This window comes from Sphingobium sp. TomMM35A (assembly GCF_054771735.1).
Map to the genome: position 1 here is coordinate 765,744 of NZ_BSRC01000001.1, position 15,924 is coordinate 781,667.

13 protein-coding genes and 1 tRNA gene are annotated in these 15,924 nt (G+C 64.0%); 3 read left to right on the forward strand and 11 right to left on the reverse strand.

Features of this window, described 5'->3' with window-relative positions:
* The first annotated feature begins 3 nt into the window (after positions 1-3).
* Positions 4-591, forward strand: a complete 588-nt coding sequence (locus ACYU8T_RS03890; protein WP_461158558.1) for a gamma carbonic anhydrase family protein — start codon at positions 4-6, stop codon at positions 589-591.
* Positions 592-613: 22 nt separating this feature from the next.
* Here ACYU8T_RS03890 and ACYU8T_RS03895 read toward each other — a convergent pair whose 3' ends face one another.
* From ACYU8T_RS03895 to zwf, 5 genes are all read right to left on the reverse strand, one after another.
* Positions 614-1,126: a hypothetical protein gene (locus ACYU8T_RS03895; protein ID WP_461158559.1), complete on the reverse strand. Its 513-nt coding sequence runs from the start codon at positions 1,124-1,126 to the stop codon at positions 614-616.
* A 53-nt stretch (positions 1,127-1,179) separates the two neighbouring features.
* On the reverse strand, positions 1,180-1,797 hold the full coding sequence (gene eda, locus ACYU8T_RS03900; RefSeq protein ID WP_461158560.1) for a bifunctional 4-hydroxy-2-oxoglutarate aldolase/2-dehydro-3-deoxy-phosphogluconate aldolase: 618 nt from the start codon (positions 1,795-1,797) through the stop codon (positions 1,180-1,182).
* Positions 1,797-2,762, reverse strand: a complete 966-nt coding sequence (gene glk / locus ACYU8T_RS03905) for a glucokinase (protein WP_097091856.1) — start codon at positions 2,760-2,762, stop codon at positions 1,797-1,799. The genes eda and glk overlap by 1 nt, the downstream gene beginning before the upstream one ends.
* A 106-nt stretch (positions 2,763-2,868) precedes the next feature.
* The gene (edd, locus tag ACYU8T_RS03910) at positions 2,869-4,695 is read right to left on the reverse strand and encodes a phosphogluconate dehydratase (protein WP_461158561.1); all 1,827 of its coding nucleotides are present in this window, start codon (positions 4,693-4,695) and stop codon (positions 2,869-2,871) included.
* Positions 4,688-6,142 carry a glucose-6-phosphate dehydrogenase gene (gene zwf, locus ACYU8T_RS03915; RefSeq protein ID WP_461158562.1) on the reverse strand — a complete coding sequence of 485 codons (1,455 nt, stop codon included), beginning with the start codon at positions 6,140-6,142 and terminating at the stop codon, positions 4,688-4,690. Before zwf ends, edd begins: the two co-directional genes overlap by 8 nt.
* A 198-nt stretch (positions 6,143-6,340) precedes the next feature.
* On the opposite strand from zwf, the gene ACYU8T_RS03920 reads away from it, so the two are divergent.
* Positions 6,341-6,425, forward strand: a tRNA-Leu gene (locus tag ACYU8T_RS03920).
* A 348-nt stretch (positions 6,426-6,773) separates the two neighbouring features.
* Here ACYU8T_RS03920 and ACYU8T_RS03925 read toward each other — a convergent pair.
* From ACYU8T_RS03925 to ACYU8T_RS03945, 5 genes are all read right to left on the reverse strand, one after another.
* A complete protein-coding gene (locus ACYU8T_RS03925) occupies positions 6,774-7,916 on the reverse strand; it encodes an aminotransferase class I/II-fold pyridoxal phosphate-dependent enzyme (protein WP_461159743.1) in 1,143 nt (380 codons plus the stop codon).
* Between the two features lie 8 nt (positions 7,917-7,924).
* Entirely contained in the window at positions 7,925-8,614 is a 690-nt protein-coding gene (pgl, locus tag ACYU8T_RS03930; protein WP_461158563.1) for a 6-phosphogluconolactonase, read from the reverse strand.
* The gene (galE, locus tag ACYU8T_RS03935; protein WP_461158564.1) at positions 8,604-9,620 is read right to left on the reverse strand and encodes a UDP-glucose 4-epimerase GalE; all 1,017 of its coding nucleotides are present in this window, start codon (positions 9,618-9,620) and stop codon (positions 8,604-8,606) included. Before galE ends, pgl begins: the two co-directional genes overlap by 11 nt.
* Before the next feature lie 237 nt (positions 9,621-9,857).
* Positions 9,858-12,032: a 3-hydroxyacyl-CoA dehydrogenase NAD-binding domain-containing protein gene (locus ACYU8T_RS03940; RefSeq protein ID WP_461158565.1), complete on the reverse strand. Its 2,175-nt coding sequence runs from the start codon at positions 12,030-12,032 to the stop codon at positions 9,858-9,860.
* 89 nt (positions 12,033-12,121) lie between these two features.
* Positions 12,122-13,330 (reverse strand): acetyl-CoA C-acetyltransferase, encoded by a 1,209-nt coding sequence (locus ACYU8T_RS03945; RefSeq protein WP_461158566.1) that lies wholly within the window; start codon positions 13,328-13,330, stop codon positions 12,122-12,124.
* A 182-nt stretch (positions 13,331-13,512) separates the two neighbouring features.
* On the opposite strand from ACYU8T_RS03945, the gene ACYU8T_RS03950 reads away from it, so the two are divergent.
* The gene (locus tag ACYU8T_RS03950; protein ID WP_461158567.1) at positions 13,513-15,174 is read left to right on the forward strand and encodes an MFS transporter; all 1,662 of its coding nucleotides are present in this window, start codon (positions 13,513-13,515) and stop codon (positions 15,172-15,174) included.
* On the opposite strand, the gene ACYU8T_RS03955 is transcribed toward ACYU8T_RS03950, so the two are convergent.
* Positions 15,171-15,752 carry a nucleotidyltransferase family protein gene (locus tag ACYU8T_RS03955; RefSeq protein WP_461158568.1) on the reverse strand — a complete coding sequence of 194 codons (582 nt, stop codon included), beginning with the start codon at positions 15,750-15,752 and terminating at the stop codon, positions 15,171-15,173. The two genes, ACYU8T_RS03950 and ACYU8T_RS03955, sit on opposite strands and share 4 nt — an antisense overlap.
* Positions 15,753-15,924 lie beyond the last annotated feature (172 nt).

The following is a 15,924-nucleotide window of genomic DNA, read 5'->3' on the forward strand; positions in this document are numbered from 1 at the left end:
GCCATGCCCGATCATCCGCACGCCGCGCATGCCGATCATCCGGGTGCCACTATCCTGACCTTTGGCGGCAAGACCCCGGTCATCCATCCCAGCGCCTTCATCGCGCCGGGCGCGCGGATTATAGGCGATGTGGAGATCGGGCCGGACAGCAGCATCTGGTATAATTGCGTCGTGCGCGGAGACGTGAACGCGATCCGAATCGGCGCGCGCACGAACATTCAGGACGGCAGCGTCATCCATTGCGACGGCCCCGATCCATCAGAGCCGGAAGGCTGGCCCACCATCATCGGCGACGATGTCCTGATCGGCCATATGGCGATGATCCACGGCTGCGACCTCAAGGACCGCGCCTTTGTCGGCCTTGGCGCCGTGGTGATGAACGGCTGCGTTATCGAGAGCGACGCGATGCTGGCCGCCGGGGCGCTGCTATCCCCCAATCGCACGGTGCCTCACCGCCAGCTTTGGACCGGCCGCCCCGCCAAATATGTCCGCGACCTCACCGACGAAGCGCTCATCCGCATGCGCGAGGGCGTCGACCGCTATGTCCACAATGCAAAGGCCCATAAGGGCGCGCTGAAGGCCGACGGCTAACTCCTGCCGGGCGGGGCTGATATCAAGGCTGCGCCAGGCGCACCTTTACCGCGTCGATCCGGTCATTCTGCGAATCCACGATCCCCAGCGCTGCCTTGCGCGCCACGTCGATCTGCTCCACGCCGCCCCGAACCTTGCCCTCGGCTACCGCATTGCTTCGCTCGACATAGAGCGTGTCGAGGCTGGCCAGCGCCGACACGCTATCGTTGCGCGCAGCCTCCAACGCACTGATCGCAAGTTGCGCAGCGACCCACGCCTCGCTCGATACCGCCGCGCCCGCAGCCGACCTTGCCGCCCGATCCGCCGCAGGCCAGGCCCTGTCGAAAGCCGCGCTTCCCGATTGCGCCTGCGCAGCAAGCCGATCGACCTGCGACTGCAACGCCGGGTCGGCCTCGACCGGCGCGGGAGCAGCCACGGGCTCCGCAACCGGCGCATTCTCCACCGCCCGCTTGGCGAGCGAAGGATAGCCTGTCAGCGTCTCCGCACAGCCGGAGAGGAACAGGGCTAGGGAGGGCAGCAGCCGGCGCAGGATCATGGCGTTGATCTAGGACGCGAAATCCCGCCGCGCAATGGCGTCAACCATCCTCGTCAGCGGGCCAGCGCCGCCGCCTCGCGCGCCAGCGCCTCGATCTTCGCCCCATCGACTGGCCCCTTGGGCACGACCCAGCTGCCGCCGACGCATTTCACAAAGGGTTCGGCCAGCCACTTCGGCGCATTTTCCGCCGTGATTCCGCCGGTCGGGCAGAAGCGCGCGACATGCAACGGCGCCGCCAGTGCCTTCAACGCAGGCAGCCCGCCCGAAGTCTCCGCCGGGAAAAATTTGAAGTGCGTGAGGCCCAACTCCAGCCCGCGCATGATGTCGCCCGCCGTCGCCGTTCCCGGAAGGAAAGGCACGCGCGCCGCGACCGCTGCCTTGCCCAGCGGCTCGGTGAGGCCCGGGCTGACGATGAACCGCGCGCCTGCCTCCATCGCCGCGTCCAGTTGCGACGGGTTCAGCACCGTTCCAGCACCGACGACCGTACCCTCTACCGTCGCCATCTCGCGGATCACATCCAGCGCGGCGGGCGTGCGCAGCGTCACTTCCAGCGCGGGCAGCCCGCCCTTCACCAACGCCTGCGCGATCGGCAGCGCATCCTCCACTCGCTCCACCACCAGCACCGGGATGACCGGCGCCAGCTCCATCACTTGTTCAACGCTGAGCGACATCATTTCTTCTCCCGAAAGGCGGCGGCCGCCCCGTAAAGTCCAATCTCTTCATGCACGGCGAGACGAATGGGCACCGTCGCCATCAGGCTTTCGAACCGCCCCTTGGCGGTAAAGCGCCGATGAAAGCCGCTCTGGGGCAGCAATGCGCGCATCCGCTGCGTCAGTCCCCCGGCCAGCACGACCGCGTTCGGCCCCTGCGCCAGCGCCAGGTCGCCGACGACCGAACCATAGCAAAGGCAGAAGCGGTCGAACGCCGCGCGGGCGAACTCGTCCGTCCCGTCGATCGCCGCCTGCCACAATTCCGCATCTTCCATCAGCATCACGCGCTCATGGCCGATGGTCGCCATCGCCTTGTAGATATTGTTGAGCCCCGGCCCCGAGACCACCCGCTCGGTCGACACCCGCAAGAACTTGTCGCGCAGATAGGCGAGGATCTTTTCCTCCAGCGTGTCGAGCGGCGCGAAGTCGAGATGGCCGCCCTCGGTCGCGATCACATGCGGCTCGCCATCATCGAACGCGATCATCGCGACGCCCAGGCCCGTGCCCGGACCCACTACCGTCACGCCGCCGTCGCGCGGGAAAGGCCGGTCCTGCCCGAAGAGCAGCGGCAGATTGTCGTCGGGCAGGCGCGCCACGGCATGGGCCACGGCCTCGAAATCATTGACCAGCCGCATCTGCTTGAGGCCCAGTTCTTCGTCCAGCGTCTCGGGCCTGATCATCCAACTGCTGTTGGTCAGCTTGATGACGTCGCGCCCGATCGCGGTGGCAAAGGCGATGGAAGCCGCCTTGGGCAGGTCGCCGCCCTCATCCCGCACGAATGCGGCCCAGCAGGCCTGCAGGCTTTGAAAGTCGGCGACCTTGTACTTCCGCACCTTGCCCAATGTAGGCACGTTGCGCGCATCGAGCTTCGCACGGGCGAAACGGGCATTTGTGCCGCCGATATCGGCAGCGATGATGTCGGTCATTCGAGGCATCCCATATTCTACGTCATGCCAGCGAAAGCTGGCATCTCAGGCGAGGGGGCGCGGCCCAGCCTCACGAGATCCCAGCTTTCGCCGGGATGACGGCTAGTCAAAGTTCAGTTTCCATCGCCGCCAGGATGGGCGAAGCGCCACTTTCCGCCAGATCGCTATGATGGCGGAACAGCGCGAACAGCTCGCGGCCCGTGTCATAGGGCGGGGGCGGCGGCACGGGCATGTCCCGTGCGTCCCACTCCGCCGCATCGACCAGCGCCTCGATCACGCCCTTTTCGGCGCACACCCGCACCATGTCACCATCGCGCAGCTTGGCGATCGGTCCTCCGCCCAGCGCTTCAGGCGACAGATGGATGGCGGCAGGCACCTTGCCCGAAGCCCCGGACATGCGCCCGTCGGTCACCAGCGCGACGCGAAAACCCCGATCCTGCAACACGCCGAGCGCCGGGGTAAGCTTGTGCAATTCCGGCATGCCGTTCGCGCGCGGCCCTTGGAAACGGACCACCACAACGACATCCCGCTCCAGCTCTCCCGCCTTGAACGCGCGCAGCACATCATCCTGATCATGGAAGACGGCCGCCGGAGCCTCGATGGTCCAGCGTTCCTTGTCGACCGCGCTCACCTTCATGACGCAGCGGCCGAGGTTGCCCGCCAGCAGGCGCATGCCGCCATCAGGATTGAACGCACTGGATACCGGCCGCAGGATCGATTCATCGCGCGACACCGGCACGTCGCGCCATTGCAGCGCCTCGTCCTCCAGCACCGGCTCCTTGCCATAATCGGTGAGGTCGGCGCGCGCGACCGTCATGATGTCCCGGTGCAGCAGGCCGTTATCCAACAACTCGCGGATGATGAAAGACATGCCGCCAGCGGTATGGAAATTGTTCACATCACCCGCGCCATTGGGATAGACCCGCGCCAGCAGCGGCACGACATCGGAAATCTCCGCGAAATCGGTCCAGTCGATGCTGATCCCCGCCGCGCGCGCGATCGCGGGCAGGTGGATGGCATGGTTGGTCGATCCGCCCGTCGCCATCAGGCCGATGATGGCATTGACGATCGCCTTTTCATCGACGCAATGGCCAAGCGGCCGGTAATCGTCGCCATCCCATCCGATGCTGGCAAGCCGATGCACCGCCGCCCGCGTCAGTTCGCTGCGCAGCTTCGTGCCCGGATTGACGAAGGATGCGCAAGGCATGTGCAGCCCCATCACTTCCATCATCATCTGGTTGCTGTTGGCCGTGCCATAGAAAGTGCAGGTGCCCGCGCCATGATAGCTGGCGCTTTCGGATTCCAGCAGCTCCTCCTTGCCGACCTTGCCCTCGGCATAAAGCTGGCGGATGCGCACCTTTTCCTTGTTGGCAAGGCCCGATGGCATGGGCCCGGCGGGGATCAGGATCGTCGGCAGATGCCCGAAACGCAGCGCGCCGATCAGCAGGCCCGGCACGATCTTGTCGCATATGCCCAGCAGCGCAGCGCCCTCGAACATCGCGTGGCTCAGCGACACCGCCGTTGCCAGCGCGATCGTGTCGCGGGAAAATAGCGACAGGTCCATGCCTGCCTGACCCTGCGTCACGCCGTCGCACATGGCTGGGACGCCGCCCGCCACTTGAGCCGTCGCGCCGACCTCGCGCGCCGCGAGCTTGATGGCTTCGGGATAGCGCCCATAGGGCTGATGCGCGGACAGCATGTCATTGTAAGCGGTGACGATGCCGATGTTCATCGCCGCGCCCGTGCGGATCACCGGCTTGTCCTCGCCGCTCGCCGCAAAGCCATGGGCAAGGTTGCCGCATGACAGTTGCGCACGGTTGGTCCCGGCGTCACGGCCACGTTCGATCAGGTCGAGATATTGGCGGCGGCGCGGCGCGCTCCGCTTCACGATGCGTTCGGTGACCTTCGCGATCACCGGATGAAGGTCAGTCATGCCAGCTGGCTCCGTCTCGTTCAATCAGGGCAATGGCCGAAGACGGCCCCCAGTTCCCCGAAGCATAGGGCGATGGCTTCACCCCTGCTTCCTTCCAGCCGTCGATGATGGAATCGATCCATGTCCACTGCGCTTCGACCTCGTCCCGGCGCACGAACAGCGTCTGGTCTCCCGCCAGCAGGTCCAGGATCAGCCGCTCATAGGCGATACGCCGCCGCTGTCCGGCAAAGGCGGCGGTCAGCGACACGTCCAGCGTCACCTCCTCCAGATGCACTTCGCGCTCCAGCCCGGGCCTTTTGCTCATGATCAGCAGGCGGATATATTCCTCGGGCTGAAGGCGGATGATCAACGTATTGGGTTCCAGCCCGCCAGCGCGGCCAAAGATCGAATGGCGCACCGGCTTGAACTGGATCTGGATTTCCGACTGGCGCGCAGGCATCCGCTTGCCTGTGCGGAGGTAGAAGGGCACGCCCTGCCAGCGCCAATTGTCGATATGGGCCTTCAGCGCGACAAAGGTTTCGGTGTCGGACGGCTGCCCCAATTCGTCACTATATCCGGTCACGATCTCGCCGCCGACCGCGCCCGGCGAATATTGCCCGCGCACGCTGTTGGTCTTCACCGTCTCCGCCGTCATCGGGCGCAGCGACCGCAGCACCTTCACCTTCTCGTCGCGCACGGCGGTCGGGTCCATGCGGGCAGGGGGCTCCATCGCGATGATCGACAGGATTTGCAGCACATGGTTCTGCACCATGTCGCGCAGCGCGCCCACGCCGTCATAGTAGGACACACGGCCTTCCAGTCCCACCGTCTCGCCCACGGTGATCTGCACATGGTCGATCGCCGTCGCGTTCCACAGCGGCTCGAACATCACATTGCCAAATCGCAGGGCAAGCAGGTTCTGCACCGTCTCCTTGCCCAGATAATGGTCGACCCGGAAAATCTGGCTCTCGTCGAACAGCGCGCCGATGCCGTCATTGACTTCCTTGGAAGAGGCCAAATCCTTGCCGATCGGCTTTTCCATCGCGATCCGCGTCGTCGGCGTGATCAGCCCTGCTTCGGCCAGTCCCTGCGCGGTAGGTGCGAAGAGGGAAGGGGGCGTCGACAGATAGACCGACAGCCCACGCTCCGCCCGTCCATCGAGCCGCTCCGCCAGCTTCCTGAATTGCTCCGGTTTCCCCGCCTCGACCGGCTGATAGCCGATCATCGTCTTCAGCCGCGCCGCGACCTCCGCATCATAACGGTCAGAGCCGACGAACTTTTGCAGCGCCTTGTCGATGTCGGCCCGGAACGCCTCGTCATCCATCTCCGTGCGGCCTGACGCCACGATCATGAAGTCATCGGGCAGCAAGCCGTCGCTCAGCAGATTGTAGAGCGAGGGAAAGATCATGCGGTGCGCCAGATCGCCGGTGGCACCAAAAAGCAGGAATGTGGCAGACGGATCGGTCAAAGGATGCCCTTTTCCGTTTGGAGGAATTGTTCAGGTCTGCACGAAACGGTCCTATAGCGGTCCGGTTTCGTTACGCAAGCAGGCTATCGGCGCACAGCCGCCCCTGCAACCGCCCGGCAGACTTATCCTGCACCTGGTCTGATTTTTGTCTGGACGCTGGCAGCTGATTTTGCCATTTGGCGCGGGCAGGCCATGCATGCGGGCGTGGTGAAACTGGTAGACGCGCCGGACTCAAAATCCGGTTCCGAAAGGAGTGTCGGTTCGATTCCGACCGCCCGCACCACCCTCCATATAGTGGGAAAAGAAAGACCCGGCAGCATGAAGCCGCCGGGCCAAGGGGGGCTTTCACCAGGTAAAAGCCTCGGGTCGCGCGGCTTCCCTACCGCAAAAAGATGACAATTCCAGTTAATCGGCGGCGGTCGATCCGTAATGGATCAAACAGCGTCGGTTGGCCGGTCAACATTCGCATTGCCGTTTTCCGAGCAGAACTAAAAGAGCTCCACGTCATGCCAGCGAAAGCTGGCATCTCAGGCGATACGGCACGGCCTAACCTCACAAGATCCCAGCCTTCCCCAGGATGAAAGGAATCTGTCTCAATTTCCTCCGCGTCTCCGCGCCTCCGTGTGAAATCCTAAACCACCCGCCGCTGTTGAACCGCAAACCACGGAACAAGCCGCCGGATCGCTTCCTCCACCCGGTCTGTCGACACGGCAAAGCTGATCCGGATATGCCGGTGCCCATCCACCGGATCGAAATCGATCCCGGGCGCGGTCGCGACGCCGGTCTCCTCCAGCAACTTCTGGCAAAAGCCCAGGCTGTCATCCGTCAAATGCCCCACATCCGCGTAGATGTAGAAGGCCCCATCCGGCGGCGCGATTTCCTTGAGGCCAAGCGCTGGCAGCGCTGCCAACAGCAATTCCCGGTTCCGCCGGTAGTTCGCGACATGCCCCTCCAACTCGTCAAGGCAGTCGAACGCCTTCAACCCCGCATGTTGCGCGAGGGAAGGGGGCGTCAGGAACAAATTCCCCATCCGCGCCCGCGCCGCCTCGACCAGCGTCCTTGGAAACACCACCCAGCCAAGCCGCCACCCGGCCATCGAAAAATATTTGGAAAAGCTGTTCACCACCACCGCATCGGGCGCGAATTCCAGCATAGAATGCGCCGCCTCACCATAGGAAAGGCCATGATAAATCTCGTCCGACACGATCCTGATCCCGCGCCGCGCGCAGACCGCCGCGATTCGCGTCATCTCGTCGGCAGGGATGATCGTGCCCGTAGGATTGGCCGGGCTCGCAATGATCACGCCATCGGGCGCAGGTTCCATCGCCTCCAGCGCCGCCGCGCTGATCTGGTATCGCTCGGCGGGCCCGCAATCGACCTCCACCGGCTCCAGATACAGCGCCTTCAACGTATTGCGATAAGCCACATAGCCCGGCCGCGCCGTCGCCACCCGCGCGCCCGGCGCGAACAGGCAACTGAGCGCCAGCACCAGCCCCGGAGAAGCGCCACAAGTCAGCAGGACCTGCTCCGCCACCACCGCAACGCCATAGCGTTCCCGATACAGCAGCGCGATCCGCTCTTTCAGCGCCGGGCTCTCCCAATAGCCCATCGGGTCGCTGTCCAGCACCCGATGCGCCTCCGCTATCGCAGCGGCAGGCGCGCCGGTAGAAGGCTGCCCGAACTCCATATGCAGGATTGAGCGCCCCTCAGCCTCCAGCCGATGCGCCTCCACTCCGATCGCGATGGCATGAAAAGGATCGATCTGCGCAATCATGCGCTGGTTCACTCCGAAATCCAGACCTCGACCGACACGCCATGCTGGCACAGCGTCACCCGGATCGGCAGCTCCTCGACCGGCCCGCCAGCCAGCGCCCGGTCATAGACCGCCTTCTTCGCCGCCCCGCCAATCTGCAAGAAGATATGTCGGCTCTTCAGGATCGCCCTGGCGCTCAAAGACATGCGCTGATGCGGCGCGGCAGGCGGCGTCACCGCCACCGTCAGCGCATGGGTGGAAAGACCCTCCGCCAATTCCTTAGCCTCGGGAAACAGCGAAGCCGTATGCCCATCCTCGCCCATGCCAAGCAACACGATATCCAGCGGCCAGGGCAACTCCGCCAGCGCCGCCTCGCAAGCGGCCTGCCCGGCATAGGCATCCGCCGCGTCATTCTTCATGCCAACAAACCGCGCCTTCGCCGCCGCGCCCTGCAACAGCGTCTCGCGCACCAGCCGCTCGTTGCTGTCCGCATGATCGGCCGCCACCCATCGCTCATCGACCAGCGTCACGACGACCTTGTCCCACTCCAGCGCAGCGCCCGACAGCGCCTCCAGCACCGGCCGGGGAGAGCGCCCGCCCGACAGCGCGATCGTCGCCACGCCCCGCGCCGCGATGGCATCGCCCAGCACCACGGCGATCCGCCGCGCCATGTCGGCAGCGGCAAGCGCGCCATCAACGAAAAGATGCTCAGTGGGCATCGCGGTCGCCCCGTATCTCGGTCAGCTTGCGCTCCCACGCCAGCGCATGCGCGACGATCTGGTCCAGATCGGCATGGCGCGGCTGCCAAGGAAACTCCGCCATGATCGCGCGATTGTCGGAGATCAGCGAGTCCGGATCGCCCGCGCGCCGTCCTTCCATCCGCCGCTCGATTTTGATGTTCGTCACCCGATCGACCGCATCCAGCACTTCCAGCACCGAAAAACCGCGCCCATAGCCGCAATTCAGCAGATAATTCTGTTCCGGCTTAGCCATCAGCGCGTCCAGCGCCAGCACATGCGCCGCCGCCAGATCAGTGACATGGATATAGTCGCGCACGCCCGTGCCATCAGGCGTATCGAAATCCGTCCCGAACACCGACACAAACTCCCGCTTCCCCAGCGCGGCCGCGACCGCCACCTTGATAAGGTGCGTCGCGCCGGCCGTCGACTGCCCCGTCCGCCCCTGCGGATCGGCGCCAGCGACATTGAAATAACGCAGCGCGCAGAAATTCATCGGATGCGCTGCGCTCACATCGCGCAGCATATATTCGGTCATCAGCTTGGACATGCCATAAGGATTGATCGGCCGCTGCGGCGTCGTCTCCTTGACCGGACTCTCCTCTGGAATGCCATAGGTCGCGGCGGTGGAGGAAAAGATGAAATGCGGCACGCCGACCGTCACCGCGCTTTCGATCAGGTCGCGGGTCTTGGCGCTGTTGTTGTGATAATATTTGAGCGGGTTCTCCACCGATTCCGGCACCACCACCGACCCGGCAAAGTGCATGATCGCCTTGACGTCATGATCGCGCAGAGCCTTCTGCACCAGCGGCTGATCGGCGATATCGCCCTCGACGAACGCCACATCCTCCGGCACCGCCCAGCGAAAACCCGTCACCAGATTGTCGATCACGACGACGCCATACCCCGCGTCGCGCAGGGCCAGCACCGCATGGCTTCCAATATAACCGGCACCACCCGTGACCAGAACCGTGGGCTTTTCGCTCATAAAAGGCATGTCTCCCGAAAATGTCGGGCGAGACCTAACGCACTGACCGAATGATTGACAGCCTTGCGTGTTGCGCTGCGAGATCAATCGTACGTCCAGCGCGATCAGGTGGCGCGGCTCACTCCAACCTAACATCCGTTCGGGCTGAGCCTGTCGAAGCCCCTTTTTCTAAGAAGGAAGGTCCTTCGACAAGCTCAGGACGAACGGGCTGGGAACCTAAATCGTGAGCCTTAACCCTCAAGCCGCAGCCTTCACCCCTTCATCATAAAAAGTCGCCCCACTAGCCGCCATATCCTGCAACTGCACGGTCGGCGCAAAGCGCTCCCCATGCCGCGCCGCCAAGCGCTCCAGCACCGCGACCACATGCCCGATACCAACCGTATCCATATGGCTGAACGGCCCCCCGGTCCAAGGCGCAAAGCCCCAGCCGAAGATCGCGCCCAGATCGCCATCCTCCACCGTTTCCAGCACGCCTTCCTCATAGCAGCGGGCGCATTCCACCAACTGGCGATAGAGCAGCCGCTCCTTCACTTCCTCGACATCGGGCTGCACCGCCGCACGCGGGAACATCTCTTCCAGCCCCGGCCAAAGATGCTTCTTCCCACCCTCGGGATAATCATACCATCCCTTCGCGCTCTTACGGCCCAGCCGCCCCAGCTCGACCATGCGCGCCATCACCGCGTCGGACGGCTGCGCCACATAGGCGTCGCCCAATTCCTTCTGAGCCGCGACGACGATCTTGTGGCCAAGCTCGATCGACACTTCGTCACCCACCGCCAGCGGCCCCACCGGCATCCCCAATTGCCGCCCGGCATTTTCGATGAGCGCCGGGTTGATCCCCTCGGCCACCATCTCCACGCCTTCCTGCACATAGGTGCCAAAACAGCGCGAGGTATAGAAACCGCGCGAGTCATTGACGACGATCGGCGTCTTCTTGATCTGGCTGACGAAATCCAGCGCCTTGGCGATTGCGGCCGGGCCGGTTTCCTTGCCCAGAATGATCTCGACCAGCGGCATCTTCTCAACCGGCGAGAAAAAGTGGATGCCGATGAAATTGGCAGGCTTGCTCCACGCCTTGGCAAGCTTCGTGATCGGCAAGGTCGATGTGTTGGACCCAAAGATCACATCGGGGCCGAGCACCTCCTCGACCTTCTTCGTGACCTCCGCCTTGATCGCGACATCCTCGAAAACCGCCTCGATCACGAAGTCTGCTCCGGCCAGCGCCGCATAGTCGGTCGTCGGCGTCACGCGCGCCAGCGTCTCGGCCATCTTCTCCGGCGTCATGCCACGGCCCAGCCGCTTCTTCAGCACATCCTCGACATGCGCCTTGCCCTTTTCCGCATAAGCAAGGTCCCGGTCGAACAGCATGACCTCCATGCCCGCCTGCGCCGCAACCGTCGCAATCCCCGCACCCATCATGCCAGCGCCCAACATGGCGAGCTTCTTCGTCGGCGCCTTGGGCTGGTCCTTCGGCCGCCGCGCACCGCGTTCGGCGGCATTCTTGTTGACGAACAGGCTGCGGATCATGTTCGCTGCCTGCGGATCGGCTGCGACCTTGGCGAAATATTTGCTCTCTACCCGGATCGCCCGGTCGAACGGCAGCAGCGCGCCTTCATAGACCGCCGACAGCAAAGCGGCGGGCGCATTCATGTTCCGCTGCGTCTGCTTCAGCGTCATCGGCACCGCGCCGACCATCGTCTGCACGAAAGCAGGATTGAACGCACCCGCACCACCGGGGAACTTGAAGCCCTTGATGTCCCATGGCTGCGCGTTGGCGGACGGGTTTGCCTTCACCCACTCTTTCGCCTTCTCTACCGCCGTGCCCTGCGGCACGACTTCATCGACGGCCTTCAGCATCGCCGCCTCGGCCGGGCGGAACAGCTTGCCCTGCAACATATACATCAGCGCCGCCTGCACCCCGATCAGGCGCGGCAGCCGCTGCGATCCGCCACCGCCGGGGAAAAGGCCGATCAGGATTTCCGGCAGGCCAAGCTGCGTCTTGGGGCTATCGCCCACTACCCGCCGATGGCACGCCAGCGCCAGTTCGAACCCGCCACCGACGCAGGTGCCCTCGATCGCGCAGGCCACTGGCTTGCCGCATGTCTCCAGCCGCCGGAACAGCTGGTTCAGCACGAACACCTGCTCGAAAATCTCGGCCGGGGCAGGGCGCTTCCCCGCGCCGCTCGCCAGCATCGACCCGAAATATTTAAGGTCCATGCCAGCCATGAACCCGCTGTCCTTGCCCGAAGCAATCACCGCGCCCTTGATCGCTTCCTCCGACCCAATGCGCGTAATCGCTTCATCCAGATCGGCGAGGAAATCGGGACCGATTACATTCATCGACTGGCCCGGCACATCGATGGTCAGCGTGGCGATGCCGTCCGCATCGATGTCAAAATTGATGGTCTGCATCACTCTATCTCCTACCCCCGTTCACCCTGAGCTTGTCGAAGGGTGCGCGCGTGCTTCGACAAGCTCAGCACGAACGGAGTTCTTTTCTTTTAAACCCGCTCAATAATAATCCCGGTCCCCATGCCCGCACCCACGCACAGGTTCACCAGCGCCGTGCCCTTGCCCGATCGCTCCAGCTCATCCAGCGCCGTCCCCAACACCATCGCCCCCGTCGCGCCCAGCGGATGGCCCATGGCTATCGCGCCGCCATTCACATTGATCCTGTCATGGTCCAAATCCATCGCCTGCATGTAACGCAACACCACGCTCGCAAAGGCTTCGTTCAGTTCCCAAAGGTCGATGTCATGGCTGCTCATGCCCGCTCGATTGAGCAGCTTGCCCGCAACGAACTCCGGCCCAGTCAGCATGATCAGCGGCTCGGACCCGATCGACGCCATCGCCTTGATCCGGGCGCGCGGCTTCAGGCCATATTTCTCGCCCATTTCCTTGTTGCCGAGCAGCACCGCGGCCGCGCCATCGACAATCCCGCTGCTGTTGCCCGCATGATGGACATGGTTCACCCGTTCCAGCTCTGGATATTTCAGCAGCGCAATAGCGTCGAAACCGGGCATTTCCTCGCCCAGCGCGGCAAAGCTCGGCTTCAGGCTGCCAAGCGACTGCATCGTCGCGTCGGGGCGCATATGTTCGTCATGGTCCAGAACCACTTCGCCGATCACGTCGCGCACGGGAACGATCGACTTGGCAAAGCGCCCTTCGTCCCAGGCCGCCTTCGCGCGCCGCTGGCTTTCGACCGCATAGGCATCCGCATCATCGCGACTGATGCCGAACTTGGTCGCGATCACATCGGCACCGATCCCCTGCGGCGCGAAATAGGTCTTGTAGGCGACCGCCGGGTCCATGGCGATCGCGCCGCCGTCCGAAGACATCGGCACGCGGCTCATGGATTCGACGCCACCGCCGATCGCCAGTCCCGCTTCGCCCGAATAGACTTTCGCGGCGGCCATGTTCACCGCTTCCAGCCCGGAAGCGCAGAAACGGTTGATCTGCACGCCCGGCACCGTCTGCTCATAATCCGCATTCAGCACGGCGGCGCGGGCGATGTCTCCGCCTTGCTCGCCGATCGGCGTCACGCAGCCAAGCACGACATCGTCCACATCCGCCGTGTCGATCGCGTTACGATCCCGCACCGCCTCCAGCACCTGCGTCGCCAGCTGGACAGGGGTGATTTCATGCAACGACCCGTCCGGCTTGCCCCGGCCGCGGGGCGTCCTTACGGCATCGTAGATAAAGGCTTCCATCGCTCGGTCATTCCTCTCGGCATTGGCGTCAGGCGCGCCGCAAATGTATTTACGTTTACGTAAAGTGCAAGCGCAAAGGCAATGCGGATCGCGCTTTTCCCGCTATTTCCTTCATTGAATTGAACTCCTTTCCTCCCTTCCGGGTTTGACGCTCCAGTCGATTTCAGGTTCATGCATTTTCAGTGTCAGAGGCAGATTCCCCTCCAGCGCCAACGCCGTTCGCCATCCCCATCTTCCGCGCGATATGGTTCGCCAGCCTCGCGTCGAACTTCGGTGGGTTGATCCAGTCGGTCGGCGCGGCATGGATGATGACGTCGCTGTCTGGCTCTCCCATGCTCGTCGCGCTGGTTCCCGCCTCGACCACTTTGCCGATCATGCTGCTCTCGCTCTGGGCGGGGGCGGTAGCCGACAATCTCGATCGCCGCCTCGTCATGCTCGCCTGCCAATTGTCGATGCTGCTGGTGTCCGCTCTCCTTGCCCTGTTCGCCTGGTTGGATCTGCTGACCCCTTGGTCGCTGCTCGCCTTCACCTTCCTCGTCGGCTGCGCGACCGCGATCAACGGCCCCGCCTGGCAAGCGTCGGTTGGCGACATGGTGCCGCGATCCCAACTCCCCAGCGCCGTCGCCCTCAACAGCATGGGCTTCAACCTCGCGCGCAGTGTCGGCCCGGCGCTTGGCGGCATCATCGTCGCCGCCGCCGGAGCCGCCGCCGCCTTCCTCACCAATGCGCTCAGCTACATCGGCCTCTCCCTCGTCCTGCTGCGCTGGCAGCCGGAACGCGTGCCCAAGCTCCTGCCGCGTGAACGCCTCGGCCACGCCATGCGGGCAGGGGTCCGCTATGTCACCATGTCGCCGAAGATCCAACTCGTGCTCATTCGCGGCGCTGCCTTCGGCATCGGCGCGAGCGCCGTCTCCGCGCTCATGCCGCTGGTCGCGCGCGACATATTGAAGGGTAGCGCGCTGACCTTCGGTATCTTGAGCGGGGCGTTCGGCATCGGCGCGGTCCTCGGCGCGCTGTCGTCAGGCAGGCTCCGCGGCCGCTTCCCCATCGAAACGATCGTCCGCTCCGCCGCCCTTGCGCTTGCCGTGGGTACGGCGATCACAGCTTCGACGGGCTGGCTCGTCGTCGCGATCATCGGCTTGCTGCTCTGCGGCGCAGGATGGGTCATCGCGCTGTCGACCTTCAACGTCTCGGTCCAGATGTCCGCCCCCCGCTGGGTGCTGGCCCGCGCCGTCGCCCTGTATCAGATGATGGCGTTCGGGGGCATGGCGCTCGGCGCATGGTTGTTCGGCTGGCTGGCGGAGCATATGGGCGTCGTGACGTCGCTCCACCTAGCCGCCGGCGTGCAATTGGCAGCAGCGATGATAGGCCTTTTCCGCCCGCTGCCCCAGACGGGAGATGAAAATCTAGACCTCCTAGACCGTTGGCAGGAGCCCCAAACGGCTGTGCCGATCGAACCCCGCAGCGGGCCTGTGGTCATCACCATCGAATACCGCATTCCGGCCGGCTCGGTCGTGCCTTTCCTCGCCGCGATGAGCGAGCGGCGCCGCATCCGCCGTCGCGACGGAGCGCATGGCTGGTCCCTGATGCGCGACCTCGCCGATCCTGAGCTATGGATCGAGCGCTACCATGTCTCCACCTGGCTCGACTATGTCCGCCACAACAGGCGGCGCACCATCGCGGACACGGCGAATTTCGACACACTCGCCGCGCTGCACAGCGGCCCCCATCCGCCGGTGGTCCATCGCATGCTGGAAAGGCAGACGGGGTCGCTGCCGATAAGCCGCATGCCCGATGTGCGGGAAATGGATGATCCCATGACCGATCCCACCCGGTCGAGCTAATCCCTCGCCAGATCTTCCGGGATATCGATATCGATCAGCGAACTGCCCATTGCCTCCACCTGAACGCCCCGGCTCAGTAGCGCCCTCGCGCCCTGATCACCGCGCAATGTCAGCAGTTCGGGAAAATGCTTCCGCCCGATGAAGGCAGGCGGGGATGAAGAGAAGTCGTCCGTACTCGCCACGACCGAACGCACATCTTCGGCCGCCAGGCATATGCGATTATAATGCGACTGCGGCACAAACGGCATGTCGCCCAGGCAGATCAGAATGCCCCTGCACCGTTTTATCGGCATGACGTGGAGGACGGCGCGGACGATGCTGCTCGCCAAGCCTTCTTCCGGCCTATCATTGACCAATATGCTGTAGCCGCGCCGCTCCAGCCTTCGATGAATGTCGGGAGCATCGGCGATCGGCCGCGTCACCGCCACCAGTTCGCCAAAGGCGAGCGATGCCACGGCCTCAAGCGTATGGGCGATAACCGGCTTGCCATTGAGGTCAGCGATCAACTTGTCATCCTCCCCGAAACGGGATGATGTGCCAGCGGCCAGCAGCACGGCGGCGATCTGTTCAGTCCGCACGCTTTAGTCCCGGGCGGAAGGATATGGGGAGTGGGCGAGCGACGGGACAGCCATGCTTTTCGGATCGGCTTTATATGTTGGGCGTTGATGTGCCACCCGGCACCACCCCTGTCCATAGCATAGGTAAAGGGCTGGCATTCCGCTGACAGAGCGGTCATATGCGCCCTGAACA